The organism is Bradyrhizobium sp. SOJA106, from assembly GCF_059448745.1.
On record NZ_CM182549.1, the window covers coordinates 3,443,694 to 3,460,940 of the forward strand.

The following is a 17,247-nucleotide window of genomic DNA, read 5'->3' on the forward strand; positions in this document are numbered from 1 at the left end:
GGTCGAACTCCCTCTGGACAAGACTGGATCTAAAGCGTTGCGGGAAAAGCATTGGCGAGCGATGGGGCGAGCGGCGCGAGGCGCACCGCAGCGCCATTCTCCAGTGCGCGCGTCTCGCCGATGCGCGCCTGGGACACCTTGACGCCGGAGCCGTCGGCGATCGTGACCTCGTGCACGACGGTGGCGCCGAGCGGTAGGGACATGCCGACCACGCCGGCAAAGCCGGCCTCGTCGCCGACGAATTGCAGATGCTCGGGCCGGATACAGACGGTGACGCGCCCGCCTTCGGTGAGGGCGCCTGCTGCCGGCCGTGCGATGATCTCCGCCCCGGCATCGAGGCGCACCTTTGCAGCTGTGCGGTCGGCCGAGACCACGACGCCGGGCATGCGGTTGGTCGAGCCGACAAAGGTGTTCACGAACAGGGTCTGCGGCCGGTCGTAGACGTCGGACGGCGTGCCGAACTGCTCGAGCTTGCCGTGGCTCAGCACCGCGACGCGGTCGGCCATCGACAGCGCCTCCTCCTGGTCGTGGGTCACGATCAGCGTGGTGATGCCGGACACGCGCTGCAGCCGCTTCACCTCGATCTGCATGTCCAGACGTAGATTCTTGTCCAGCGCGGCAAAGGGCTCGTCCAGCAGCAGGATCGACGGCTTGATCGCGAGCGCGCGGGCAAGGGCAACGCGCTGCTGCTGGCCGCCGGAGAGTTGTCTTGGCAGACGCTCCGCCATGGTCGGCAATTGCACCAGCTCGAGCAGGCGCTGCGCCTCGCGCAGGCGCGATGTCTTGTCGACGCCGCGCGCGGCGAGACCGTAGGCGACATTCTCGCTGATCGAGAGGTGCGGGAAGAGCGCGTAGTTCTGGAACACGATACCGACGGCGCGCTTGTTCGGCGGCAGCGCGTCGACGATGTCGTCGCCAATGATGATCCGCCCCTGCGTCTGCGCGATAAAGCCGGCAATGATGCGGAGCAGCGTGGTCTTGCCGCAGCCGGACGGGCCGAGCAGCGCGATGATCTCGCCCCCCTTAATGTCGAGATTGATGTCCTCGACCGCAAGCGCGCCGCTCGGATAGCGGTGGGTGACCGCGTCGACGACGAGTGACCGTCCGCCTTGCGCTTCAGCCATGGTGTTGCCTCCCGTTGCCGCAAAGGAGAAAGCAAGTCTCGTGCCCGTCATGCTCGCGTTTCGATGCGAGGTTTGGCATTGTGGGATGATGACATCGATTTGCGAACTCTCGGCCACAACTCTTGCGCGCGCGATTGCGAAGGGCGAGCTGTCTTCGCGCGACGCCATCGAGGCGCATCTGGCGAGGATCGCTGACCGGGATCCGCAATTGGCGGCATTCGTGACCGTTGATGCCGAAAGCGCCCGCCGCGCCGCGAACAGTTGTGACGGTGCGTCCGCACCGGTCGGGCCGCTGCATGGCGTGCCCATCGCGATCAAGGACCTCACCGACACTGCGGGGCTTGTGACCACCTACGGATCGGTTCTGTTTCGCGATCACGTTCCTGCCGAGGACGATCTCGTCGTTGCGCGGCTGCGACGCGCCGGTGCAGTTATACTGGGCAAGACCAACACGCCAGAATTCGGCTTCGGCGCGGTCTGCACCAACAAATTGTGCGGGCCGACGCGCAATCCGGTCGATCCCGCGCTGACCTCCGGCGGATCGTCCGGCGGCTCCGCCGTCGCAGTTGCTGCCGGTATGGTGCCGCTCGCGCACGGCACCGATTTCGGCGGCTCGGTGCGCACCCCCGCCAGCTTCTGCGACTTCGCCTCGATCCGGCCTACGCCCGGTCGCATCCCGTCGCCGCGCCGTCCGCTCGGCTGGGACATGCTGGCCACCCACGGTTTCCTCGCCCGCGGCGTTGACGATCTCGAACTGGCGCTGTCGGTCTGTGGGGGAGGCGACGCCAACGATCCGCTCTCGATCTGCGTCGCCTGTGAAGATCGGCCGCTCACAGGGCGTCCGCGGATCGCAGTCACGCCCGATTTCGGCGTCGCGCCGGTGTCGCGCGAGGTGCGTGCGCGCCTCGCCGCGGCCTGCGACATGCTCGCGGGCGTTGCCGATGTCGTGCCGTCTTCGCCAGACTGCGGTGGTGCGATCGAAACCTTCCGCACGCTGCGCGCCGCGCATATTGCCAACAGCTATGGCGAGCTGCTGAGAACCCGCCGCGCCGAGCTCACGCCCACCGTGATCTGGAATATCGAGGCGGGTACAAGCCTGACGGCCGAGGATTATCTCAACGCCGAACGCCGTCGCACTGCAATCTACCGCAGCTTTCGCGAGCTGTTCACCGGCTTCGATTTCCTGGTCGCGCCGGCGGCGTCGGTCTTCCCCTGGCCGAACGAGATCGGCGACGTCACCGCGATCGACGGCACGGCACTGGAGACGCCCATCGATTATCTCGCCGTCACCTTCATCGTGTCGCTGGTCGGCTTTCCGGTCCTTACCTTGCCGGCGCGGCGAGGGGAGAGCGAGCTGCCTTTCGGAATCCAGATCATCGCGCCGCCGGGGAGCGAATCCCGCTTGTTTGCCTTCGGCCGTGCCATCGAGAACGAATTGGGCTTTTCGCACGGTCGGCCGCCTCTCTGATCAGCTGTCGCGATGCTCGAGCCGGGCGGCAAGCGCCTCGGCAAGGCCAATCGTCGGTTTGGCGGCGGGCCGGCGGTACGTGCCTGCGGTGGCCTTGCGCAGCCGCAGTGCATGGAGCGCCTCGGCCTGCTTCACGGCGGCAACGACTTGGTCGACGACGGGGACGGGGACCCGGTCGGCGACGCGTTCGGCAAGGCCCGAGAGTGGCGCGCCTGCGAAGATCAGGACATCAGCCTCGTCTTCGACGATGGCGCGTTGCGCGAGGTCGACCAGCAGATCCTCCTTTTCGGTCCCGACCTCCGAAATCGCCTTGAACGGCGTATCGAGCATGCGGATGCCGGCGCAGCGCTCGCGCAGCCCGTGGTCGCGGACGCACTCTTCGTACCATGGCCCGAGTGCCTGGGCGAAGGTGACAATGCCAAAGCGCCGTCCGGCCATGCAGGCAGTCAGCATTGCGGCTTCAGCCATGCCGACCACGGGAATGTCGAAAGTCTCGCGTGCGGCGAACAGGCCAGGATCGCCGAACGCGGCAATGATCGCGGCATCGACCTTGGTGTGCTGCTCGGCCAGCATCTCCAGTGCAATGGCCCCACCGATCTGCGCTTCGGTGCGGGTTGCGATATAGGGCACACCGCGGGTCGCCGTAAAGGGAATGATCTCGGTGCCGGGCGCGGCCGCGCGCTGCCCGACCTCGGTCATCAATTGCGTCACCGCGGTGCTGGTGTTGGGGTTGAGCAGCAGCAGCTTCATGGTCAGGCCGCCGTCAGCTTGGGCTTGGGCGCGAGTGTCTCGAGCAGGGCAGTGCCGGTCTGGCGGACATGGGCGCCGAGCAGGCGGCCCGCGGTCTCGCTGTCCCGCGCTTCAAGCGCGGCGAGAATATTGGCGTGCTCGTCGACCGAATTGCTCCAGCGCTTGTCGGCGCCCAATGCGAGATAGCGCGCGCGCTCGGCGCGGGAGATCAGCGTCTCGTGTGCCTCGCGCAACGGCGTGTTGCGGGCCATGCGGACGATGGTGTTGTGGATCTCGCCATTGATGGCGAAATACTCGTCAAGCTTGCCGTTGCGATGATGTCCTTCCATCCGGGTCTGCAAGGTGCGCAGGCGGGCGAGATCGCGTTCGGTGCCGCGCTCCGCGGCAAGCTCTGCCGCGAGCCGCTCGATGCCAGCGAGGGCCTCAAATAGTTCGGAGATATCCTCGACCGCGATGTCGGCGATCCGTGGGCTGCGGTTGGGGCGCAGCTCGATCAGTCCTTCGGCCGCGAGCACCTTCATCGCTTCGCGCAGCGGGGTGCGCGACACGCCGAGCTCCTTCGACAGTTTTGTTTCCTGGGTCTGCGATCCCGGGGGGAGCTCGCCGCGAATGATCATCGTCCGCATCCGCGCGGCGGCGCGCTCATGCAGGCCCATCCGCTTGAGTTTGGGCGACTTTCGTCCCTTCGGGGTGTCCGACTTCTGCTGCACGCGCGCCTCGTTGCTTCAGTTCATCCTAGCCGTTTCCGGCCCCTTGGCTTGCCCAAAATACCGACGCATGTAGCTGAAAACAATGGCATAGCGCGCAAATTGTATGCAGCATGCAAAAATCGGATTGCACTGCCGCGAAAGCCGACGGATGATCACCGCACGATGCGCGAGCCCTCGCGCTTTTCCGAAACGGAGTTGGCGATGCGGACGAGTTTGCGACTGGGCCTCGTGGTGATGGCGGCGATGTTCGGCGGTGACGATCTCGCCATGGCGCAGACCGCGAAGATCAAACTCGGCTACGCCAAATGCGCGCACTGCCTGCCGATGTCGCTGATTCCAGACATGGCCAAAGGGGTCGAGGTCGAGGCGACCGGCTTCAACTCCGGCAATGACGTGCTCACTGCGCTGGTGTCAAAGAGCATCGACGTCGCGCAGGTCACTTACCTCCATTACATCACAGCGCTCGACAAGGGCTTTGACGTCGTCGCCGTCTCCGGCCAGATCAACGGCGGCTCGGAATGCCTCTCCTCCGCCAAGCTGAACCTGCCGCCCGAGGACTGGGCCACGTTCAAGGCGACCGTTACGAAGGCGAAGAGCGACGGGCAGCCGCTGAAGGTCGCGGCCTCCCGCGGCAATGCGCAGGACATTCACATGCGCGGCGCGTTTCTCAAACAGGGCGTCGATCTAAACAAGGACATCCAGTTCATCAACATCCCCAATCCGTCCGATCATCTCGCAGCGCTCCAGCGCGGCGAGGTCGATATGATCTGTTCGGTCGAGCCGTTCGCCTCGCAAATCCGCTTTGCTGGCGCCGGAAAGCATTTCGTGTTGCCGTATGACCAGGCCGCCGGCAATCTGACCAATCTGATCGTCACCCGTTCCGATGTGATCGCCAGCCAGCGCGCGGGGGTGCAGGGCGTCGTCGGCGCTGTGGTCGAGCTCGACAACAAGCTGATCGCCGACAAAGGACCATGGATCGAGGTCATCAACAAGCTCACCGGTCTCGACAAGGAGGTGGCAACCGAGGCGCTCAACAACGCCACGCCAGATCCTGCGATCCATCGTTCGCAGACGCTCGCGATCGCCGCGATGATGCGCGATCTCAAATACATCTCGAAGGACGTCTCCGCGGAAGCAGAGAAGAACATGGATTATTCGTTCCTGGAGAAGGCCACGGGAAAGGCCAAGAATGACCTCGGTTACTGACGTTTCGCCCGCAAGGCCGGCGTTTCGGTTGACGCGGGCGTTGCAGGGGCTCGAACGCCTCATCGTCCCCGTGCTGCTGATTGCAGGCTGGGAAGCCTTCGCCCGCAGCGGCATGCTGCCGCCGGCACTCTTGCCGGCGCCTACCGCGGTGCTGCACGCGCTCGGCGACTGGGTGTTCGGCTTCGACGAGACCACGCAAACCTATTCCGGCCACTGGCTGCGCGATGCGCTCGCAAGCGCCTTGCGCGTGTTCGGCGGCTTTGCGCTGGCAAGCCTGCTCGGCATTCTCGCCGGCGTCGCGATTGGCTGGTCGCGTCTGTTCGAGAAGACGCTGGAGCCGACGCTGCAGATGCTGCGTCCGATCCCGCCGGTGTCTTGGATTCCGCTGGCCATCATCTGGTTCGGCATTGCCGACAAGCCTGCGATCTTCCTCGTCTTCCTCGGCGCCTTCTTTCCGGTGCTGATGAACAGCATCCATGGCGTGAAGACCGTGGATCATAATCTCGTCCGCGCCGGCGCGATGATGGGCGCGAACGGACGGCAGATGCTGACCGACATCGTGCTGCCGGCGGCGCTGCCCTCGATCTTTGCCGGCCTGCGCATCGCCGTCGGTTCGGCCTGGATGCTGACGGTCACGGCCGAGATGGTCGCGGTCAAGAGCGGCCTCGGCTATGTGCTGTGGGATTCCTACTACTTCTTGCGCTACGACATCGTGCTTGCCGCGATGATTTCGATCGGGCTGCTCGGCTATCTCTCCGACCTCGGTCTCAAGGCGATCATGGCGCGCACGCTGCGCTGGCAACAGACAACCACAGTGCAGGGTAGGGCGAGCTGATGGCGGCGATCGAGCTTCGCAGCATCGTAAAAGTGTTTTCCGACAAGCGGCGCGGCCGTGACCTCTTGACGCTGGACAACATCAACCTCGACATCGAGGCCAATGATTTCGTCTGTCTGCTCGGCCCGTCCGGCTGCGGCAAGTCGACACTCCTGAACATCATCGCGGGCTTCGAGCAGGCGACCTCTGGCCGTACGCTGGTCGACGGCAAGCAGGTGGAGCGGCCCGGCTCGGACCGCGGCGTGGTGTTCCAGCAGCCGACCCTGATGCCGTGGCTGACCGCGATCGACAACATCGCCTTCCATCTCAAGCTCAAGGGCCTCGCCAAGGCCGAACGGCACGACCGCGCCATGGAGTTCATCGATCTCGTGGGCCTTCGCGGCTTCGAGCATCATCACCCTTCCGAAATGTCCGGTGGCATGAACCAGCGCGTCGGCATCGCGCGGGCGTTGCTTATGAACCCGAGCGTGATCCTGATGGACGAGCCGTTTGCGGCGCTGGACGCTCAGACCAAGCTCGAAATGCAGGAGGAGCTGGTCGCGATCTGGCAGAAGCGCCGCTGCACCATCGTGTTCGTCACCCACAGCGTTGACGAAGCGCTTGTGCTCGGCAACAAGATCGTGGTGATGACCAAGCGGCCGGGCCGGATCCGCGAGGCCGTCAATTTTGACCTGCCGCGCCCGCGCGACATCACCAGCCCCGAATTCAACGACGCAAAGCGCCACATCCTGGCTTTGATCCGGGAGGAGTCGACGCGCCTTGCGCAGGCGTCGTAAGGTAATGCCATGCGCAAGCGTCTCGGCATGATCACGCCGTCCTCCAATTCGGTGCTGGAGCCCGTCACCAGTGCCATGCTCGCCGGCGTCCCTGGCGTCACGGCGCATTTCTCGCGTTTCCGCGTCACCGAGATCGCGCTCGATGCCGAGGCACTGAGCCAGTTCGATGCCTCGGTGATGTTGCCCGCGGCGGATCTGCTGGCCGACGCCAGGGTTCACGCGATCGCCTGGAACGGCACCTCCGCGAGTTGGCTCGGCATTGGCCGCGACAGGAGCCTGTGCGAAGCCATCACGGGGCGCACCGGCAAGCCCGCGACGACGTCGACGCTCGCCTGCATCGATGCCGCCCGCGCGCTCGGCGCCGAACGTGTCGGCCTTGTCACGCCCTATACCGATGACGTGCAGCGGCGGATCGGCGACGTATGGAGCGAGGAGGGGATCGTCCCGTTTGCGGAGCGGCACCTCGGATTGCGCGACAATTTTTCCTTCGGCGAGGTCGCGGAGGCGACGATCGCGGACATGATCCGCGCCGTTGCGTCGGAAGGCGCCGATTCCGTCGTGATCCTCTGCACCAATCTCGACGGCGCCGCGCTTGCAGCCTCGCTCGAACGGGAATTGAACATCGCGGTGCTCGACTCGGTCGCAGTCACGCTGTGGCGAACCCTTGGCCTTGCCGGCGGCGACAACACGGTCCTTGAGCAATGGGGCCGGATTTTTCAGACGGTGCCAGTCATAAAGTGACGGAGACCCATGTGACGCAAATCGATCTCGCCATTCGCGGCGGCACCATCGTGACGGCCAGCGACGAGTTTCGCGCCGATATCGGCATTCGCGACGGCCGCATCGTCAGCATCTGCGACCGCATCGAGGGCGCGGCCCGCGAGATCGATGCGACGGGGCTGCTGGCGCTGCCAGGCGGCATCGACAGCCACGTCCACATCTCGCAAGCTTCAGGCCCCGACGTGGTGATGGCCGACGACTTCGCCTCGGCGACGCGCGCGGCAGCGGCGGGGGGCAACACCATGGTGCTGCCCTTCGCGCTGCAGGAGAAAGGCACCTCGCTACGCACCTGCGTCGAGAATTATCGCAAGCTCGCCGAGGGCGAGTGCTACATCGACACCGCCTTCCACCTCATCATTTCCGATCCGACCGCAGTCGTGCTCGGCCAGGAGCTGCCGGCCCTCGTCAAGGACGGCTACACCTCGTTCAAGGTGTTCATGACCTATGACGACCTCGTGCTCAGCGACGAGCAGCTGCTCGAGGTGTTCGAGGTTGCGCGCCGCGAGGAGGCGCTGGTCATGGTTCATTGCGAAGGCTACGACGCCATTCGCTTCCTCACCAGCAAGCTCGAGCGCGGCGGCCACATCGCGCCCTACTATCACGGCACTTCGCGGCCCCAGGCGGTCGAGCGCGAGGCGACACATCGCGCCATCAGCCATGCCGAGGTGATCGGCGTTCCCATCATGATCGTGCACGTCTCCGGGCGCGAGGCGATGGAGCAGGTGCGCTGGGCCCAGCAGCGCGGCTTGCCTGTTCATGCCGAGACCTGCCCCCAATACATCACGCTCACGGCCGACGACATGAAGGGCCTGAACATGGACATCACGGGCGCGAAATATGTCTGCTCGCCGCCGCCGCGCGATGTCGAGAGCCAGCAGGCGATATGGGAGGGCATCACGTCAGGCGTGTTCCAGACCTTCTCGTCCGATCACTGCCCGTTCCGTTACGATGACCCCAAGGGCAAGCTGACGCCGAACGCCCGCACCTCGTTCCGCTGGGTGCCGAACGGCATTCCCGGCGTCGAGACGCGGCTGCCGATCCTGTTTTCCGAAGGCGTCTCGAAGGGACGCATCACCCTGCAAAAATTCGTCGAGCTGACGGCGACCAACCACGCAAGGATCTACGGCCTCTATCCCCGCAAGGGCTCGATCGGCGTCGGCTTCGATGCCGATATCGTGCTGTGGGACCCCAAGCTGAAGAAGAAGATTCAGCAGGCCGATCTGCACCACGGCGCGGACTATACGCCCTGGGAAGGCTTTGATGTCATCGGTTGGCCCGTCACCACCATTGCCCGCGGCCGGCTCGTGTACGACCGGGGCGAGATCGTCGGCGACAAAGGCGCAGGCGAGGTGCTGAGCCGCGGCAAGTCGAGCCTGATCTGACCAGGCGCAGCTCGTCCATCCGGAGAGACCCCCATTGGACGTTGCCCGGTGTGGAGCGCAGCACGTACTCCATGATTTTGCGCTACCTGCCTGCGCTGCTCGCGACGATCGAGGAGGGCGATGTCGCGACTTGCCCAGCGCGAAATAGACCGGTCCTGAAACCCCGATGCCGAACAGCCGGCTCAGGTCGGCACCGCCGAGCAGGTTGATCGAGACCGCCCCTGCAGCGCGGAGGCCCAAGTCACCCAGGAGAGAGGATTGTTCGCGTCGCCGGGCGCGATCTGCTCGTGATCTGGAACGACGGCGACGTCGTCGCCTGCGACCGCGCCTGTCCGCACGAGCAGGCCGATCTCGGTCTTGGGCAACTGACGGCGGGGCGGCTGCGCTGCCCGCACCAGCGGCGTCATTCGACCTGTGCGACGGCGCCATCACTGCGGGCTGCCCGACCCCACGCTGCGGCTCTATCGGGCTAAGGTCAAGGGCGTTCAAATCTGGATTGAAGCGCCTCAACGACCGGTCACGATGCCCGTCATCTGGCCAACGTCTGCCCGGCTGCGATGATCTTCATCCCGTGCCGCGACGGCGCGAGCCATGCCGAGTATGAATGGGTGAACCCGATCATGTCGCGGCCGGCACCGCCGTGCTGGCACAGCTGCTGCGCGAACTCGCCTTCGCGCCTGCCATCGAGGCGTGAGGACGCCGATGCAGGATGTGGCTCCTCGGGACGACCGCGAGGCGATGGCCTGTCTCGGCGCGGCCGTCACTATCGCCGCGACCGACGGGGCTGCGGGCGGCGCCACATCGGCGTCCTGCGCCGCCGACCTTACCGAGGGCGACGCAACGGTTGGACGTAGCGCAGACACACCCAAGTCAAGCGTTTACTCCAGCAAGTTGCTCGCTGATCGACGCCGTTCATCTAAAGCAATCATGCTCACTATCATCACCTGGATCTGGTGATCGCCCTTGCTCCCTCAATCCGGCTTGTCCGCAACGGCGATCAGCTCGTGACGCGAAAATTGCAATCGGCCGAGCGGACGACCAGCAAAACTGCACTTGCAATGTTTAGTAAATCGTGCACTACTAAACAAATCGAGCCTGCCGGACCTATAGAATCCGGGTGGCGCGAGGAAACGCCAGTTTAGTTGTTCAGCTCGTCTTGGACTGTGTCGCTCTGCTCGAAGCATTCGAGCGGGTAGGAAAGCCGCGCCATGCCGATGGCCGGCGCACTCGGAGGGAACGTGCAATGAAACGAACGATGAAGACGCTTGTAGTGACATGCGGGGCTGTTGTTGCCGCGTTCGGCGTCGGAGCGGGTACCACGCCCGCGCAGGCGCAAGGCAAGACTATCACGCTGTGCTGGGCCGCATGGGATCCTGCCAACGCGCTGGTCGAATTGTCGAAGGACTTCACCGCCCAATCGGGTATCGGTATGAAGTTCGAATTCGTGCCGTGGACCAATTACGCCGATCGATTCCTGAACGAACTCAATTCGCATGGCTCGCTGTGCGACCTCATCATCGGCGATTCACAATGGATCGGCGGCGCCGCGGAGAACGGCCAGTACGTCAAGCTCAACGATTTCTTCAAGAAGGAAGGAATCAGCATGGACGACTACATGCCGGCCACGGTGGTCGGCTATTCCGAGTGGCCGAAGAACACGCCGAATTACTGGGCGCTGCCGGCGATGGGCGATGCGGTGGGCTGGACCTATCGCAAGGACTGGTTCGCGCGGCCGGAAGTGCAGAAGGACTTCAAGGCCAAGTACGGCCGCGAGATCGGCGTACCGAAGACGCTCGATGAACTCAAGGACATCGCGCAATTCTTCCAGGGGCGCGAGATCGACGGCAAAAAGGTCTACGGCGCCTCGATCTATACCGAGCGCGGCTCGGAAGGCATTACCATGGGCGTCTCGAACTATCTCTACGATTACGGCTTCAAATACGACGATCCGAAGAAGCCCTATGCGATGGATGGGTTCGTGAACTCGGCCAGCGCGGTGAAGGGGCTCGAGGCCTACAAGGAGCTTTACAAGTGCTGCACGCCGCCCGGCGCCTCAAACTCCTACATGTCGGAAGGACTTGATGCCTTCAAGTCCGGCCAGGTCGCGCTGCAGATGAATTTCTTCGCGTTTTTCCCGGGCCTCTACAAAGATCCGAATGTTGGCGGCGACAAGATCGGTTTCTTCGTCAATCCGGCCGGTCCCGCCGCACAGGCGACGCAGCTCGGCGGACAAGGCATCTCGGTGGTCTCCTACTCCAAGAACCAGGCCGAGGCGCTGCAATACATCAAGTGGTTCTCCGGCGGCGACGTCCAGAAGAAGTGGTGGGCGCTCGGCGGCTATTCCTGCGCCAAGTCCGTGCTGAACGACCCAAGCTTCCCGAACAGTGCGCCTTTCGCCAAGGAGTTCCTGCAGTCGATGGGAATGGTCGTCGACTTCTGGGCCGAGCCCTCCTACGCCCAGCTGCTGCAAGCCGAGCAGAAGCGCGTGCATGACTACGTGGTTGCCGACAAGGGCACCGCTCAGGAAGCGCTCGACGGTCTGGTGAAGGACTGGAAGGCGATCTTCAAGGAAGAAGGCAAGAAGTTCTGATGCAAGCTGCCCGGAGCGCGTGTGCTCGCGCTCCGGGCTTCCTTCGAGATGACCGGAATTCGTCGCAGTGTCGACGCCGAGTGCCAGGATCGGTTCACGCAATGAACGAATTGAGTGCCTCTTCGCGGATCACCTATCGGGCCGTCATGGTCCGGCCGGGCGTGGCGCGCCGCATCCAGGGCCTGTCGGACAGGACGCTCGCCTGGCTCTTCATCACGCCGACGATCGTGCTGCTGCTGGCGATCAATATCTTCCCGCTGCTCTGGACGATCTATCTGTCGTTCACGAACTACCGAGCGAACAGGGCCAATGTGCCGACGATCTGGCTGGGCGCTGACTGGTACCAGTCGATCCTGACCGATCCTGACATCTGGGCGGCAATGCAGGTGACCGCGCATTTCGTGATCTGGACGGTGGTGATCGAGACCGTCCTCGGATTCGGCCTGGCCTACCTCATCGACAAGAAATTCCGCGGCCACGGCATGTGGACCACGATCATCCTGCTGCCGATGATGCTCTCGCCGGCCGTCGTTGGCAATTTCTGGACGTTCCTATACCAGCCCCAGATCGGCCTGTTCAATTACGTCGTCGCCTTCTTCACCGGCCGCGCAGCCTCGTCCTTCCAGATGCTGGGCGACGTCACGCTGAGCCCCTGGGCCATCGTCATCGTCGATGCGTGGATGTGGACGCCGTATGTGATGCTGATTTGTCTCGCCGGCCTGCGCTCGATCCCCGACTACATCTACGAGGCGGCCGAGGTCGATCGCGCGTCCAAATGGCGGCAGTTCTGGTCGATCACGCTGCCGATGGCGCTGCCGTTCATCATGCTGGCCGTGCTTTTCCGCGGCATCGAGAATTTCAAGATGTTCGACATGGTCAACCTGCTTACCGGCGGCGGGCCGGGATCGACCACGGAAGTCGCCTCGATCACGCTCAAGCGGGCGGCGTTCGAGAGCTGGCGCACCGGCTATTCCTCGGCCTTCGCGATCATCCTGTTCGTGACGGTCTTCGGACTCGCCAACATCTATGTAAAGGCGCTGAACAAGGTGAAAAGCCGATGACATCAGCCACCACGGCCCATTCAGTCGTCGAGCCGTCGGCCACGACGCGGCGATTTGCCGGCTCGCTCGTCGTGCTCTACGCCATCATCACCATGATCCCGCTGGTCTGGATCATGCTCACCGCATTCAAGTCGCCTGACGATGCGATCTCCTATCCGCCGAAGGTGATTTTCAAGCCCTCGCTGGAAGGCTTCTGCAACCTGTTCACGACCCGCTCGCGCCAGACGCCGGAATTCATCCGTTCGCTAGGGCCGCCGCAAGGGCTGTGCGATGACATCGCCCGCAGCCGCAACATGGTCGTCGCCGGCCCCTCGAACTATGTGCCGCGGTTCGTCAATTCGTTGATCATTGCGTTTGGTTCGACCGTGCTCGCCGTGGCTTTGGGTACCCTCTCGGCCTACGGCTTCTCCCGGTTCCGCGTGCCGCTGAAAGATGACCTGCTGTTCTTCATCCTGTCGACCCGGATGATGCCGCCGATCGCGGTCGCGATCCCGATCTATCTGATGTACCGCACCATCGGCTTGTCCGACACCAGGCTCGGGATGATCCTGCTCTACACCTCGGTCAATGTCTCGCTGGCGGTCTGGCTGCTCAAGGGGTTCATCGACGAAATCCCGCGTGAGTACGAAGAGGCCGCGATGATCGACGGATACACCCGCTTCCAGGCGTTCGTGAAGGTGGTGCTGCCGCAGGCCACCACGGGAATCGCGGCAACCGCAATCTTCTGCCTGATCTTCGCCTGGAACGAATACGCTTTCGCGGTGCTTCTCACCTCGGGTAACGCACAGACGGCGCCGCCGTTCATTCCGATCATCATCGGCGAGGGTGGGCAAGACTGGCCGGCAGTGGCCGCAGGCACGACTCTGTTTCTGGTGCCGATCGTGGTGTTCACGGTCTTGCTTCGCAAGCATCTGCTGCGCGGCATCACTTTTGGAGCTGTCCGCAAATGAGTATCGACGCCACCCCATCCATTGCGCGGCGCCGTCTTGCGGACCGCCTTCTGCGCCGCGGCCCGCTCGAAGCCATCGCGACGACGATCATCGCCGCCGGCGTGGTGATGCTGATGCAGCCATTGTCTCTGACACTGTATTCCTGGTCGTTTGCGACGACCCTGTTCGGCACGGTGATGTTCACCATCGTGTCCAAGGTTCCGGAGTAGCGCGCGATGGCACAGATCAAGGTCGAGGCGCTCGACAAATCCTTTGGTACCTTCCATGCGGTCAAGTCCGCCAGTTTCACCGTGGAGCACGGCCAGTTCCTTTGCTTGCTCGGACCGTCCGGCTGCGGCAAGACCACGACGCTCCGCATGATCGCCGGCCTGGAGCTGCCGACGGCGGGCACGATCCGGCTCGATGGCGAGGACGTGACGATGAACCGCGCGTCGGCGCGCGACATTGCCTTCGTGTTCCAGCTCTTCGCGCTCTATCCGCACATGAATGTCCGGCGCAACATCGGCTTTCCCCTGAAATGCGAGGGCATCGGCGCGGCCGAGCGTGATCGGCGGGTCGTCGAGGCTGCGCGCATCCTGAGGATCTCGCATCTGCTCGACCGCTCCGTCTCCGGCCTTGCCGGCGGCGACCGGCAGCGTGTTGCGCTGGGGCGGGCGATCGTGCGCAAGCCAAAGTGTTTTCTGATGGACGAGCCGCTCGGCGCGCTCGATACCGAGATGCGGGACGCCATGATTCATGAATTGCGGGCCCTGCATGACCGGCTGGGCGCGACGACCGTTTATGTCACTCATGACCAGCTGGAGGCCATGGCGATGGCCGACAGGATCGCGGTGATGAACAACGGCGTCGTCGAGCAGGTGGCGAGCCCGCGCGACATCTATGACCGGCCCGCTTCGCTGTTCGTCGCCGACTTCATCGGCTCGCCGCCGATGAACTTCCTGCCGTTCCGCGGCGGCCTGCAGAGCGGTGCAGAGGCCATCCGGCTCGGCGAGCGTGACGTTGCAATTCCTGCCGCGCGCGAGGCGATGGCGGAAAGCGAGCTGGTGCTCGGGGTGCGGCCCGAGCATGTGCGCTTCACCGATCGCGGCATGGTGCGCGGAGAGGTCTATGGCACGGAATATCTGGGCACGACGCAGATCGTGACGGTAACGACGCATTACGGTGCGCTCAAGGCCCGCTCGCCCAGTAGCAGATCCTTCCGGACCGGTGAGACGGTCGGGCTCGACTTCCGGCCCGATACGCTGTCGATCTTCGACAAGGCATCCGGCCGGGCTATACGCACTGCGCTGCATGAAGGAGGCGCGCATGGCTGAGGTCGAGATCGTCTCCGTCTCCAAGGCCTTTGGCAAGACGCAAGCCTTGAGCGATCTATCGCTGACCGTCGGGGACGGCGAGTTCGTCGCATTGCTCGGCTCGACGGGCGCCGGGAAGACCACCGCATTGCGCTTGATCGCCGGATTGGAGCAACCGGATTCTGGCTCGATCCGCATCGACGGGCGCAGCGTGACCGGCGATGCGCCGGCGGACCGCAATGTTGCGTTCGTCTTCCAGCAATATTCGCTGTATCCGCACCTGACCGTGTTCGAGAACATGGCCTTCGCTCTGCGCGCGCCGACTCGGCGGGTGCCGGAAGCGGACATCCGCACGAAGGTGCGGGAGGTTGCACGCCTTCTTCATATCGAAACCAAGCTGGACAACAAGGCAACGCAGCTTTCGGGCGGCCAGATGCAGCGGGTCGCGATCGGTCGGGCGCTGGTCCGCTCGCCCTCGATCTATCTGATGGACGAGCCGCTCTCTTCGCTGGATGCCAAGCTTCGCGGCGAGCTCCGCCTCGAGCTCAAGCGGATTCAGGTCGATCTTGGCGCGACGATCCTCTATGTCACCCACGATCAGACCGAGGCAATGACCATGGCGTCGCGCATCGGCGTGATCGAAGGCGGGCGGCTGATGCAGATCGGCACGCCGCGCGAGATCTACGAGAGCCCGATCAACGCGCATGTCGCAGCAAGGCTGGGCCAGCCGGTGATCAATTTGCTGCCGGCGGCCCTGTTCGGCGGCGTGCCCGCCGGCGTCGAGACGATTGGCGCGCGGACCGAGCACCTGACGATTGCCCGCGGCGGCGGCGACATATCGGCAACCGTCAAGCGGGTCGAGCACCTCGGCGATCAGAGTCACCTTCATCTCGATCTCGCCGGGCGGCCGGTTGTGACCCTGGCAGATCCCGAGACGGGTTTTGGGGCCGGAGACGTCGTCTCCCTCGGTTTGAATAAACCGCTGTTTTTCGATGCGAATGGCTGGAGGGTAGCGGCATGAGCCTTGATCGCGTGGCCAGGGAAAGATTGGTGCAAGCGATGGCAGCGTCCGTGATCGAGCATGCGGACGAGTTGACGAGCCTCGACCAGGCGATTGGCGATGGGGATCACGGCCTCAATATGAAGCGCGGTTTCGAAGCTGTGCTCGCCGCATTGCCGGGCCTTGCCGAGAAGTCGCTCCCCGAAATGCTGAAGGCGATCGGAATGACATTGGTCATGAAGGTCGGCGGTGCATCGGGGCCGTTGGTCGGAACTTTCTTCATGGAACTGGGCAAGACCCTTCCGGAGCAGCCGAGCCGAGCCGATCTGGTCGCTGCGACGGAGAAGGCAATCGAGGCCGTCAAGGCGCGTGGCCGTTCGGAGGCAGGACAGAAGACGCTGCTGGATGTCCTGGTGCCGGTGCACGCGGTTCTTGCGGGAGGCGGTGATGCCAAGGCAATCGTGGCCGAGGCTGTGCAAGCGGCCGATCGCACCACGCCTATGCAGGCCATTCGCGGCCGTGCGTCGTTTCTTGGCGAACGTTCCATCGGCCATATGGACCCGGGCTCGCGCTCCGTGTCCCTTCTGATCGGCGCAGCAGTTGAGACATTGGAGTTCGAGGCCAAAACATGAGCAACGTCGGAATTGTCATCGTGTCGCATTCGCCGAAGATCGCCGAAGGCGCGGCCGATATGGTGCGCCAGATGGTCGGTGACGCAGTGCCGCTGGCCTGGACCGGTGGCGATGTCGATGGCGGCCTAGGTACGAATGTTGCCGGAATCCTCGAGGCGATCGAGACGGCCTGGTCACCGGCGGGGGTTGCGATCCTCGTCGATCTCGGCGGTGCGGAGACCAATTCGGAGATGGCGGTCGAGATGCTCCCGGAAGACCGGCGCGCGCGCGTGTTGGTCTGTAATGCCCCGGTGGTCGAGGGGGCCGTCATCGCTGCGACCGAATCTTCGGGCGGCTCATCGCTTGCCGCCGTTAAGCGCAGTGCGGAGGAATTCTATGCATGATGCCAACGCCAACCGGGCGGCCCAGACGTTTGTGCCGCTGACCGCTTCGGCGGTCCTCGTCAATCCGGTCGGCCTGCACGCGCGGCCATCGGTGAAGCTCACGCAATGCGCGAAAGGCTTTGTCGCCAAGATCGAAATTGCGCTTGCAGCCGAGGGGCCCTGGACCGACGCCAAGAGTCCGGTGAAAGTGATGCGTGTGAAAGCGCCGCAGGGTGCAACGCTGCATTTCCGCATTGCCGGCCCTGATGGCGAGGCGGCGCTCGCGGCCATGCTGGCACTGGTGCATGACGGTTTTGGCGAGGCGTAGA

At 64.1% G+C, this 17,247-nt stretch carries 19 protein-coding genes and 1 pseudogene; 17 read left to right on the forward strand and 3 right to left on the reverse strand.

Annotation, left to right across the window (positions count from 1 at the left end):
* Nucleotides 1-29 precede the first annotated feature (29 nt).
* The gene (locus AC5V87_RS15400) at nt 30-1,124 is read right to left on the reverse strand and encodes an ABC transporter ATP-binding protein (RefSeq protein WP_495371484.1); all 1,095 of its coding nucleotides are present in this window, start codon (nt 1,122-1,124) and stop codon (nt 30-32) included.
* A gap of 85 nt (nt 1,125-1,209) precedes the next feature.
* Between AC5V87_RS15400 and AC5V87_RS15405 the strand changes: the two genes are divergently transcribed.
* Nucleotides 1,210-2,592: an amidase gene (locus AC5V87_RS15405; RefSeq protein WP_495371485.1), complete on the forward strand. Its 1,383-nt coding sequence runs from the start codon at nt 1,210-1,212 to the stop codon at nt 2,590-2,592.
* Here AC5V87_RS15405 and AC5V87_RS15410 read toward each other — a convergent pair whose 3' ends face one another.
* Entirely contained in the window at nt 2,593-3,342 is a 750-nt protein-coding gene (locus AC5V87_RS15410; protein WP_495371486.1) for an aspartate/glutamate racemase family protein, read from the reverse strand. It abuts the gene before it with no gap.
* Nucleotides 3,343-3,344: 2 nt separating this feature from the next.
* Nucleotides 3,345-4,052, reverse strand: a complete 708-nt coding sequence (locus AC5V87_RS15415; RefSeq protein ID WP_456839276.1) for a GntR family transcriptional regulator — start codon at nt 4,050-4,052, stop codon at nt 3,345-3,347.
* 201 nt (nt 4,053-4,253) lie between these two features.
* On the opposite strand from AC5V87_RS15415, the gene AC5V87_RS15420 reads away from it, so the two are divergent.
* The 16 genes and pseudogenes from AC5V87_RS15420 (at nt 4,254) to AC5V87_RS15495 (ending at nt 17,246) form a co-directional block, all read left to right on the forward strand.
* Nucleotides 4,254-5,258, forward strand: a complete 1,005-nt coding sequence (locus AC5V87_RS15420; RefSeq protein WP_456839275.1) for an ABC transporter substrate-binding protein — start codon at nt 4,254-4,256, stop codon at nt 5,256-5,258.
* Nucleotides 5,242-6,093, forward strand: a complete 852-nt coding sequence (locus AC5V87_RS15425; RefSeq protein ID WP_495371487.1) for an ABC transporter permease — start codon at nt 5,242-5,244, stop codon at nt 6,091-6,093. The genes AC5V87_RS15420 and AC5V87_RS15425 overlap by 17 nt, the downstream gene beginning before the upstream one ends.
* Nucleotides 6,093-6,869 (forward strand): ABC transporter ATP-binding protein, encoded by a 777-nt coding sequence (locus tag AC5V87_RS15430; RefSeq protein ID WP_495371488.1) that lies wholly within the window; start codon nt 6,093-6,095, stop codon nt 6,867-6,869. The genes AC5V87_RS15425 and AC5V87_RS15430 overlap by 1 nt, the downstream gene beginning before the upstream one ends.
* A 9-nt stretch (nt 6,870-6,878) precedes the next feature.
* Nucleotides 6,879-7,610 (forward strand): maleate cis-trans isomerase family protein, encoded by a 732-nt coding sequence (locus AC5V87_RS15435; RefSeq protein ID WP_495371489.1) that lies wholly within the window; start codon nt 6,879-6,881, stop codon nt 7,608-7,610.
* Nucleotides 7,571-9,031 carry a dihydropyrimidinase gene (hydA, locus tag AC5V87_RS15440; protein ID WP_495371490.1) on the forward strand — a complete coding sequence of 487 codons (1,461 nt, stop codon included), beginning with the start codon at nt 7,571-7,573 and terminating at the stop codon, nt 9,029-9,031. Before AC5V87_RS15435 ends, hydA begins: the two co-directional genes overlap by 40 nt.
* A gap of 287 nt (nt 9,032-9,318) precedes the next feature.
* Nucleotides 9,319-9,504 carry a Rieske 2Fe-2S domain-containing protein gene (locus AC5V87_RS15445; RefSeq protein ID WP_495371491.1) on the forward strand — a complete coding sequence of 62 codons (186 nt, stop codon included), beginning with the start codon at nt 9,319-9,321 and terminating at the stop codon, nt 9,502-9,504.
* A 45-nt stretch (nt 9,505-9,549) separates the two neighbouring features.
* Nucleotides 9,550-9,725, forward strand: a pseudogene (locus AC5V87_RS15450) (M20/M25/M40 family metallo-hydrolase); the annotation flags it as partial.
* A gap of 561 nt (nt 9,726-10,286) precedes the next feature.
* Nucleotides 10,287-11,621, forward strand: coding sequence for an ABC transporter substrate-binding protein (locus AC5V87_RS15455; RefSeq protein ID WP_456839270.1), 1,335 nt, complete (start codon nt 10,287-10,289; stop codon nt 11,619-11,621).
* Nucleotides 11,622-11,722: 101 nt separating this feature from the next.
* Complete coding sequence (locus AC5V87_RS15460) at nt 11,723-12,682, forward strand: carbohydrate ABC transporter permease (RefSeq protein ID WP_456839269.1); 960 nt, start codon at nt 11,723-11,725, stop codon at nt 12,680-12,682.
* Entirely contained in the window at nt 12,679-13,632 is a 954-nt protein-coding gene (locus AC5V87_RS15465) for a carbohydrate ABC transporter permease (RefSeq protein WP_456839268.1), read from the forward strand. Before AC5V87_RS15460 ends, AC5V87_RS15465 begins: the two co-directional genes overlap by 4 nt.
* Nucleotides 13,629-13,841: a hypothetical protein gene (locus AC5V87_RS15470; protein WP_495371492.1), complete on the forward strand. Its 213-nt coding sequence runs from the start codon at nt 13,629-13,631 to the stop codon at nt 13,839-13,841. Before AC5V87_RS15465 ends, AC5V87_RS15470 begins: the two co-directional genes overlap by 4 nt.
* 6 nt (nt 13,842-13,847) lie before the next feature.
* Nucleotides 13,848-14,945, forward strand: coding sequence for an ABC transporter ATP-binding protein (locus AC5V87_RS15475; protein WP_456839266.1), 1,098 nt, complete (start codon nt 13,848-13,850; stop codon nt 14,943-14,945).
* Complete coding sequence (locus AC5V87_RS15480) at nt 14,938-15,945, forward strand: ABC transporter ATP-binding protein (RefSeq protein WP_495371493.1); 1,008 nt, start codon at nt 14,938-14,940, stop codon at nt 15,943-15,945. The genes AC5V87_RS15475 and AC5V87_RS15480 overlap by 8 nt, the downstream gene beginning before the upstream one ends.
* The gene (gene dhaL / locus AC5V87_RS15485; RefSeq protein WP_456839264.1) at nt 15,942-16,556 is read left to right on the forward strand and encodes a dihydroxyacetone kinase subunit DhaL; all 615 of its coding nucleotides are present in this window, start codon (nt 15,942-15,944) and stop codon (nt 16,554-16,556) included. The genes AC5V87_RS15480 and dhaL overlap by 4 nt, the downstream gene beginning before the upstream one ends.
* Entirely contained in the window at nt 16,553-16,939 is a 387-nt protein-coding gene (gene dhaM, locus AC5V87_RS15490; RefSeq protein WP_027557143.1) for a dihydroxyacetone kinase phosphoryl donor subunit DhaM, read from the forward strand. The genes dhaL and dhaM overlap by 4 nt, the downstream gene beginning before the upstream one ends.
* Nucleotides 16,932-17,246 (forward strand): HPr family phosphocarrier protein, encoded by a 315-nt coding sequence (locus AC5V87_RS15495; protein ID WP_051377959.1) that lies wholly within the window; start codon nt 16,932-16,934, stop codon nt 17,244-17,246. The genes dhaM and AC5V87_RS15495 overlap by 8 nt, the downstream gene beginning before the upstream one ends.
* Nucleotide 17,247 lies beyond the last annotated feature (1 nt).